The organism is Pseudomonas sp. PH1b, from assembly GCF_000633395.1.
GTDB lineage: Bacteria > Pseudomonadota > Gammaproteobacteria > Pseudomonadales > Pseudomonadaceae > Aquipseudomonas.
Genome location: NZ_AYMU01000012.1, coordinates 82,070 through 90,079 on the forward strand (window position 1 = coordinate 82,070; position 8,010 = coordinate 90,079).

An 8,010-nucleotide genomic window follows, 5' to 3' on the forward strand; every position below is an offset into this window, starting at 1 on the left:
GTTGCAGCATGACAATCGGACTGTTCCATACCCGCATCATCGTCGCCAACCCTGTGATCGGGGGGCCGGTGCTGACCCTCGATCTGCTGGTCAACACGCCGCAGAAGAAAGTCAGCGGCGTGGCCCGGGTGACTCAGAGCACCTCGCCACCGGTGCACTTTCTCGCAGATGTCTGGGGCGACTACTCCCAGGTCAAACTGGACCCCTCCAGTGAGGGCCATATCATCCTCAACCTGGCCGGCAACCCCAGCGGGCCCACCAGCCAGATCGCCGAGACTTTCCATCTGCAGGGCATTCTCGGCCTCGACTGGGCCAGCGGTTTCGCCAGTTATCGCTACCAGTACCAGGGCCATTGGCATGTGGTCCAGCATGCCGCCGTGAGCCAGGCGCCCGTGGATCAAGCGGCCAACGCCGAGCTGGCGCCCAAGGACAATCAGCGGCACCTGTATCCGCAGCCGCTGTATGCCGTGGCGCTGCAGCAGGCCCAGAGCAGCGGCGATCTGGCGCGGCTCAAGGCGCTGGTGGCCCAGGGCGAGCAGCAGCTGGCCAACAGTGACAACCTGAGCCAGGCGGTGCAGCAGTTGCAGGCGGAAATCAGCCGCCTGGAACGTCGCTGAGTAAAGGCACCCGGGGCCGGCCGACAACGGGCGGCCCCGGGTTGCGCTAAACCGATCGCGCCATTGCCGCACAAGGAAGGCGCGCCTATTTCGATGGGTTGGTGCCGCGTACCGCTGGGTACGCAAGGATCTTTCATGTCAGACAGTCTCCCCGCCCGCTTCCTCAGCGAAACCGACCTCAAGCGCTATGTACCGGTGCACGTGGTCTGGGAAATCACCCTCGCCTGCGACCTGAAATGCCTGCATTGCGGCTCGCGCGCGGGCCATCGGCGCCCCGGCGAGCTGAACACCCAGGAATGCCTGTCGGTGATCGACTCGATCGCCGCCCTGGGCACCCGGGAGGTGACCCTGATCGGTGGCGAAGCCTATTTGCGCAAGGACTGGACGCGGCTGATCCAGGCCATTCACGACCACGGCATGTACGTGGCGATCCAGACCGGCGGGCGCAACCTGACCCCGGCCAAGATGCAGGCCGCGGTGGACGCCGGGCTCAACGGCGTCGGCGTGTCCCTGGACGGCCTGGCGCCGCTGCATGACGCGGTGCGCAACGTGCCCGGCTCCTTCGACAAGGCCCTGGACACCCTGCGCCGGGCCAAGCAGGCCGGGCTCAAGGTCAGCGTCAACACGCAGATCGGCGCCGCCACCCTGCCCGACCTGCCGGCCCTGATGGAGCTGATCATCGACGCCGGCGCCAGTCACTGGCAGATCCAGTTGACGGTGGCCATGGGCAACGCCGTGGATCATCCCGAGCTGCTGTTGCAGCCCTACCAGCTGCTGGAGGTGATGCCGCTGCTGGCACGCCTGTACCGCGAAGGCAGCGAGCGCGGGCTGCTGATGAATGTGGGCAACAACATCGGCTACTACGGCCCCTACGAACACATGTGGCGCGGCTTCGGCGACGACCGCGTGCACTGGAGCGGTTGCGCCGCCGGGCAGACGGTGCTGGCCCTGGAGGCCGATGGCACAGTCAAGGGCTGCCCGTCCCTGGCCACCGTGGGCTTCTCCGGCGGCAACGTGCGCAGCATGAGCCTGCACGATATCTGGCACTACAGCGAAGGCATCCATTTCGGCCGCCTGCGCTCGGTGGACGACCTCTGGGGCTACTGCCGCAGCTGCTACTACAACGATGTCTGCCGCGGCGGCTGCACCTGGACCTCGCACTCGCTGCTGGGCAAGCCGGGCAACAACCCCTACTGCCACTACCGGACCCTGGAGTTGCAGAAGAAGGGCCTGCGCGAACGCATCGTCAAGCTTGAAGAAGCCGGCCCGGCATCCTTTTCCGTGGGGCGCTTCGACCTGATCACCGAACGCATCGACACCGGCGAAGCGGTGTCCAGCGTCAGCGACAGCGGCCAGGTGATCAAGCTGGCCTGGATCAACCAGGGCCAGGCCTCTCCCGAGGAGGGCCGGATCCCGCCGCGCCTGGCCCTGTGTCGCGGGTGCCTGCAGTACATCCATGCCCATGAGAGCACTTGCCCCCACTGCCACGCCGATGTCGCCGAGGCCGAGGCCCGGCACCAGGAAGACCGACTGCGCCAGCAGGCGCTGATCAATACCCTGCACCAGTTGCTCGGCCTGCCCCAGGAACAGCCGCGCCTGTAGCCCGGCCTTGTCCCCAGCCGCACCGGAGTCGGTGCGGCTGGTGCTAAGCCCTGTGCATGTCATGGAAAAAACGTCTAAAAAAACTTCCCGTGCACGGCCGATTGGGGCTTTGCTATGGAAGGTCTTCCGGCAGGCCCTGGCGCCCGTCGGTTCCTCCGGGGCATTGCCCTGACTGACGCCTGCGAGCGGGAGCAGCAGATGAAAATCAACCCCTACCTGGTCTTCAACGGCGACTGCCGGGCCGCCTTCACCTTCTATGCCCAATGCCTGAACGGCACCCTGGAAATGATGATGACCTTCGGCGAAAGCCCGGCTCGCGAGCATCTCTCGGCCGACTGTCACGAACGCATCATGCACACCCGACTGAGTGTCGGCGGCCAGCTGCTGATGGGCTCGGACACCACCCCCGAACTGCCCTACCAGGGCATCCACGGCTGCTCGATTTCCCTCAACATCGACAGCGCCAGCGAAGCCGAACGGGTGTTCGCCGCCCTGGCACACCAGGGCACCGTGCAGATGCCCCTGGAGGCGACCTTCTGGGCCGAGCGCTTCGGCATGCTGGTGGACCGTTTCGGCGTGCCGTGGATGGTCAACTGCGAGAAGAGCCAGTAACCCCACGACCGCTGCCCGGCGTTGCGCCGAGTCGGCCACAACCGGGAGCGGGTGTGCCAATGCACGGCGACGGGCGGAACCGCAGCGGTGCAATGGCCTCTGTGAGCAAGCCCTGGAAGATCGCGGCGGGCGTCGCGGCCTAGGCGTGCACATCGACCCCGATGCGCGCCTGCAGCCAATCCTGGTAGGCCGCGACACTGTCGGTGGCCTGGCTGCCGTTTTTTGCGCTGACGCTCTGTCCGTCCAGCCGTCCGATCGCCATCAGGTACTGCAGGCCCTTGAGCACATGGGCCGCGTCGCTCTTGTTCAGGCCCTGCACATCGGGCAGTGCGACGCTGTTGTTTTCCGTGTCGAAGCTTGCCCAGCTGGGGTTGGCCCGGTGGTAGGCGGTCATGTTGGCCAGGCTGCGCTCCGATTCGGCAAAGGTCGCGTCGAGCTGCGCCTGGATCTGCGGCGTGGCGTTGGCGACCTGGATCTTCGCCGAGGTCAGGGTGCCGCTCTCCAGAGACTGTCTGAGGGCCACACCGTAAGGCTGTGAAGAAAAAGTGCTTCCTATCATGTCGTTACTCCCTGGTTGGTCAGCTCGGCAGAGCAAAAGCCGGGCCAACAGGTTCCAGGCAGGCCGAGCAAGGCCCGGGAAGTACCGCGCGGGCAGCGTTGTGGCAGGCCCTTGCCGAGACTGGCAACGCCTTGCCTCTGGCGCCACAATGCCGCATTCGGGACAAGCACAAGCCTGCCGGACCTGGGGCTCTCCCCACCGTTTTCCAGCTCTGCCCAAGCAAGCGCAGATGACGCAGTGGGCAGATTTTGCGCAGTTCATCAAACGGCCACCAAAACCCTGTACTAGGATACGAGGCGACCCTTTGTCGATCCGCTTGAACAGGAGGTAAATCAACCACCCGCCAAACTCGTTGCTATAAGGCAACCTGCCTAGAAAAACTTCACATTCATGGATGAAATGATGAACTCACAAGTACTGTTTCCACACATTGGCAAGGTCATCGCCAGCACCGGTAGCCGCAGTTTTCCGCGCATGCTGCACGACCTGATACTCACCCAACTGGCTGTGGACGCCACCCATATCACCCAGTTGCGGGCCGACCCGGAGCACCCCGCCGCCCGAACCGAGCAGGCCGGCGTGCCGGCCCGGCACCCGTTGTACAGCGACCTCATCGACGTTGACGACCCGCTGCTGCAGGCCGGATTCCCCGAGCAGCCCCTGGAGTCCATCATCGTCGCGCCCCCTCAGCACCGCCGCGACCAGGACGCCCCGGCGCAGTTGCACCTGACCGGCCGCAAAGACTCGTACCACTACGTGCTTTCGGTGTATCGCAGCGGCCAGGCCGAACGCTTTTCCCAGCAGGAACGCCTGCTGCTCGAGGACATCTCGCCGCTGTTGCTGCCCATGGTGGAAAAACACATCAGCGCCCTGCAACCGCGCGGCACCTCGCCGGAGCAGGACAGCGCCGCCATCGAGGGCCTGGAAACCCTGCGCCAGCGCTTTGCCGAGCGCTTGGCACAAACCGGCTTGCGCCTGTCCAACCGTGAGATGGAGGTCTGTGTCGGGCTGCTGGCCGGACGCACCGCGCCGCAATTGGCCGAGCAGTTCCAGCTCAAGGTCAATACGGTGGAGAGCTACCTCAAGCGTGCGGCCATCAAGCTGGGCATCAGCGGCCGGCATTCCCTGCTGCGCTGGATGTACTCCCCCGAGGACACCCCGGTCGACAGCTCGCCGGCCTGATCCTGCGCCCGTTCCATCCCCAGCCCCGCCGGCCCTGAAAGCCGGCGGGGCCTTTTGCCCCGCCCAGCACCGGCTCACCCTCCACGGGCGATGCCCGGCACCAGCGACATGGCCAAGGACGCAAAGCGATCCGCGCCAAGCCGGTCCGCCCCCCGCGGCCAGGCTCTCAGTCCCGGGCCAGGGCCTCGATCGGGTCCAGCCGCGCGGCGTTGCGCGCCGGCACGAAGCCGAAGACGATGCCGATCAGGGTCGAACAGGCGAACGCGGTAATGATCGAGCCCATGGAAAACACCATCTCCCATTCCTTGATGAACAGGGTGAACAGGTAGCCGATGGCGAAGGACAAGGCGATGCCGATGGCCCCGCCGATCAGGCAGACCATCACCGCCTCCACCAGGAACTGCTGGCGGATGTCCGATTGCCGCGCGCCCACCGCCATGCGGATGCCGATCTCCCGGGTTCGCTCGGTGACCGACACCAGCATGATGTTCATCACCCCGATGCCGCCCACCACCAGGGAAATCACCGCGATCAACGACAGCAGCAGGGCCAGGGAACGGCTGGTGCGCTGCACCGTCTGCATGATGCTGTCGAGGTTGTTGGTGAAGAAGTCCTTGGTGCCGTGGCGCTGCTCCATCAGCTTTTTCACATGTTCTTCCACCACCTTGCTCGGCTGGCCGTCCTTGATCCGCACGCTGATGCTGTCCAGGTGGCGCTGGCCGAGCACCCGCCCGGCTGCGGTCTCGTAGGGCACCCAGACGTTGAGCAGGTTGCTGGCGGCGAACATGTTCTTGTTCTCCCGGGTCACGCCGATCACCGTGCACGGCAGGTTGCCCACCAGGATCACCTGGCCCAGGGGGTCCACGTCGGCGCCGAACAGGCGGTTGCGGGTGTTGTGGTCGATGACCACCACCTGGGCCTGGCGCCGGGCATCGTTCTCGCTGAAGGAAATGCCGCTCGCCAGCTTGATGTCGCGCACCTGGAAGTACAGGTGGCTGACGCCGTTGACCGTGGCGTTGAGGTCGATGTTGCCGTAGCGCAGCAACAGGCTGCGGCCGACCATCGGCGTGGCACTGTCGACGTAGTACAGCTGGTTCAGGGCCGCCACATCGGCGGGCATCAGGGTCTGGATCGCCGCCGCCCGGCTGTCGCCGAAGCTGGCCCCGGGAAAGATGTCGATGGTGTTGCTGCCGATGGCCTGGATGTCCTTGAGCACGTAGCGCTTGGCGCCCTCGCCGATGGCCACGATGGACACCACCGAGGTGATGCCGATGACGATCCCGAGCATGGTCAGCAAGGTGCGCATGCGGTGCGAGACCAGTGCCACCCAGGCCATCACGAAGGCTTCCTTGAACAGCCCCAGGCTGGCCACCAGGCGCCGCGCACCGGCCGGCCGCGCGGTCACCGGCGGCTCGCTCGGCGCCTCGTCGGCCGGACGCTGGTTGGCCTGGTCGCTGACGATCTCGCCGTCGCGCACCTCGATGATGCGCTGGGCGTTGGCCGCCACCTTGGGGTCGTGGGTGACGATGATCACTGTGTGCCCGGCGGCGTGCAGTTCCTGGAGGATGCGCATCACCTCCTTGCCGCTGCTGGTGTCCAGGGCCCCGGTGGGTTCGTCGGCGAGGATCACCTCGCCGCCGTTCATCAGCGCCCGGGCGATGCTCACCCGCTGCTGCTGGCCCCCCGACAGCTGGTTGGGCCGGTGGCTCAGGTGCCCGGACAGGCCCAGGCGTGCCAGCAGCTCCCGGGCCCGGCCATGGCGCCTGACTTGCGGGGTGCCGGCGTAGATCGCCGGCATCTCGACGTTGTGCATCGCGCTCAGGTGCGGCAACAGGTGGTAGCGCTGGAAGATGAAGCCGAAGTAGTCGCGGCGCAGCTCCGCCAGGGCCTGGTCATCGAGGTCGCGGGTTTCCCGGCCGTTGACCTTGTAGCTGCCGGCGGTGGCGTAGTCCAGGCAACCGAGGATGTTCATCAGGGTCGACTTGCCGGACCCCGAGGCCCCGGTGATCGCCACCATTTCCCCGGCCTGGATGCTCAGGTTGATGTTCTTCAGGGCCAGGAACTCTCGCTCCCCGGCAATGAAACTGCGGCTGATGCCAATGAGTTCCAACAGTGGCTGGGTCATGCTCAGGCCCCTGCCGTGCCGGGCACCGGATCACCGATCACCACCTTGTCACCCTCGGCCAGGCCGTCCTTGATCTGCACCTTGACGTTGTTGTTGATCCCGGTGCTGACGTTGCGCGCCTGGGCATGGCCCTTGGCGTCCAGCACCCGCACCGCGAAGCTGCCGTCGGCATTGCGCGGGCCCAGGGCGGCCACGGGCACCATCAGCACGTCCTTGGCGGTGTCGAGGACGATGCGCACCTGGGCGGTCATGGAGATGCGCAGCCGGTGGTCCGGGTTGGGCACATCGAACAAGGCGTTGTAGAACACCGCGGTGTTCTGCTTGGGGGTGCCGGTGGTCTGGGTCTCGAGAAAGTTCTGCGGCGCCGGTTCAGTGCCCCGCAGCTTGGCGTAGTAACGCTTCTCGGCCTCGCCGAGGATGGTGAAATACACCTGCTGGCCCGGGGCGATGTGGATCACGTCGGCTTCCGAGACCTGGGCCTTGACGGTCATGGTGTCCAGGTCCGCCAGCTTCAGCAGCACCGGCGCCAGCTGGTTGGCGATCACCGTCTGGCCTTCCTGGGTCACCACCCCCACCACGTCGCCGTCGATGGGCGCGATGATACGGGTGTAGGCCAGGTTGACCTTGGCCGTGTCGATCTGGATATGGGCACTCTTGATCTGCGCATCCAGGGACAGCAGGTTGGCCCGCTGCACCTCGTAGTTGGACTCGGCGGTCTCGTAATCCTGCTGGGAAATCGAGGCGTCCGACTGCAGGTCACGGTAACGCTCGTAGATCGCCTTGGTCTCCTTGAGCTGGGCCGCGGTGGCGCGGCGCTTGGCCTGCAGGTTCTCCTCGTCGACCTGGGCCTGGCGCAAGGTGTTCTGCAACACCAGCGGATCGATTTCCGCCAGCCACTGGCCCTTCTTCACCTTGTCGCCGACCTTGACCTTGAGGGACTTCAACTGCCCCGAGACCTGGGCCCCGACATCCACCTGCTTGATGCCCTCCAGCAGGCCGGAGGCCAGGACCGCGTTCTCGATATCCCCCCGCTCGACCTTGGCCGTCAGGTACTGCGGCGCCTGCGCCGGGGCCTGCACCGTATAGAAAATCAACCCGGCCACAACCACCAGCAACAGCCCCATACCGATTTTGCGAAACTTCGACTTTTCCATAGATGACCACAAGTGCGTTGAGGGTGGGCTCCACCGGCCAGCGGCAAGCCCCTTGCGAAACACCGTGCTGCCGTTGTGAGCGGTGTTCCAGATGAATGAAACGGCTGCCTCAGCCGGTGGCGGGCACCTCGCCCGCCACCGTCCCCGACACCCCGGGAC

The 8,010-nt window shown here is 65.7% G+C and carries 7 protein-coding genes; 4 read left to right on the forward strand and 3 right to left on the reverse strand.

What is annotated here, in order from left to right; all coding sequences use genetic code 11:
- Positions 1–8 precede the first annotated feature (8 nt).
- The 3 genes from U873_RS0121045 to U873_RS0121055 all read left to right on the forward strand — a co-directional run bounded on the left by U873_RS0121045 (position 9) and on the right by U873_RS0121055 (position 2,831).
- Positions 9–617, forward strand: a complete 609-nt coding sequence (locus U873_RS0121045) for a DUF1842 domain-containing protein (RefSeq protein ID WP_025130123.1) — start codon at positions 9–11, stop codon at positions 615–617.
- A 135-nt stretch (positions 618–752) separates the two neighbouring features.
- A complete protein-coding gene (locus tag U873_RS0121050; RefSeq protein ID WP_025130124.1) occupies positions 753–2,219 on the forward strand; it encodes a GDL motif peptide-associated radical SAM/SPASM maturase in 1,467 nt (488 codons plus the stop codon).
- 198 nt (positions 2,220–2,417) lie between these two features.
- Positions 2,418–2,831, forward strand: coding sequence for a VOC family protein (locus tag U873_RS0121055; protein ID WP_025130125.1), 414 nt, complete (start codon positions 2,418–2,420; stop codon positions 2,829–2,831).
- Positions 2,832–2,970: 139 nt separating this feature from the next.
- On the opposite strand, the gene U873_RS0121060 is transcribed toward U873_RS0121055, so the two are convergent.
- Positions 2,971–3,390 (reverse strand): hypothetical protein, encoded by a 420-nt coding sequence (locus tag U873_RS0121060; RefSeq protein ID WP_025130126.1) that lies wholly within the window; start codon positions 3,388–3,390, stop codon positions 2,971–2,973.
- A 402-nt stretch (positions 3,391–3,792) separates the two neighbouring features.
- Between U873_RS0121060 and U873_RS0121065 the strand changes: the two genes are divergently transcribed.
- Positions 3,793–4,572 carry a helix-turn-helix transcriptional regulator gene (locus U873_RS0121065; protein WP_025130127.1) on the forward strand — a complete coding sequence of 260 codons (780 nt, stop codon included), beginning with the start codon at positions 3,793–3,795 and terminating at the stop codon, positions 4,570–4,572.
- A gap of 166 nt (positions 4,573–4,738) precedes the next feature.
- Here the strand turns inward: U873_RS0121065 and U873_RS0121070 are convergent, their stop codons facing one another.
- Both U873_RS0121070 and macA read right to left on the reverse strand, forming a co-directional pair.
- Complete coding sequence (locus U873_RS0121070; RefSeq protein WP_025130128.1) at positions 4,739–6,697, reverse strand: MacB family efflux pump subunit; 1,959 nt, start codon at positions 6,695–6,697, stop codon at positions 4,739–4,741.
- Positions 6,698–6,699: 2 nt separating this feature from the next.
- A complete protein-coding gene (macA, locus tag U873_RS0121075) occupies positions 6,700–7,851 on the reverse strand; it encodes a macrolide transporter subunit MacA (RefSeq protein WP_025130129.1) in 1,152 nt (383 codons plus the stop codon).
- Positions 7,852–8,010: the final 159 nt, after the last annotated feature.

Coding starts and splice junctions, on each gene's coding strand:
- U873_RS0121045 (WP_025130123.1), top strand. CDS start 9: ATGACAATCGGACTGTTCCATACCCGCATCATCGTCGCCAACCCTGTG.
- U873_RS0121050 (WP_025130124.1), top strand. CDS start 753: ATGTCAGACAGTCTCCCCGCCCGCTTCCTCAGCGAAACCGACCTCAAG.
- U873_RS0121055 (WP_025130125.1), top strand. CDS start 2,418: ATGAAAATCAACCCCTACCTGGTCTTCAACGGCGACTGCCGGGCCGCC.
- U873_RS0121060 (WP_025130126.1), bottom strand. CDS start 3,390: ATGATAGGAAGCACTTTTTCTTCACAGCCTTACGGTGTGGCCCTCAGA.
- U873_RS0121065 (WP_025130127.1), top strand. CDS start 3,793: ATGAACTCACAAGTACTGTTTCCACACATTGGCAAGGTCATCGCCAGC.
- U873_RS0121070 (WP_025130128.1), bottom strand. CDS start 6,697: ATGACCCAGCCACTGTTGGAACTCATTGGCATCAGCCGCAGTTTCATT.
- macA (WP_025130129.1), bottom strand. CDS start 7,851: ATGGAAAAGTCGAAGTTTCGCAAAATCGGTATGGGGCTGTTGCTGGTG.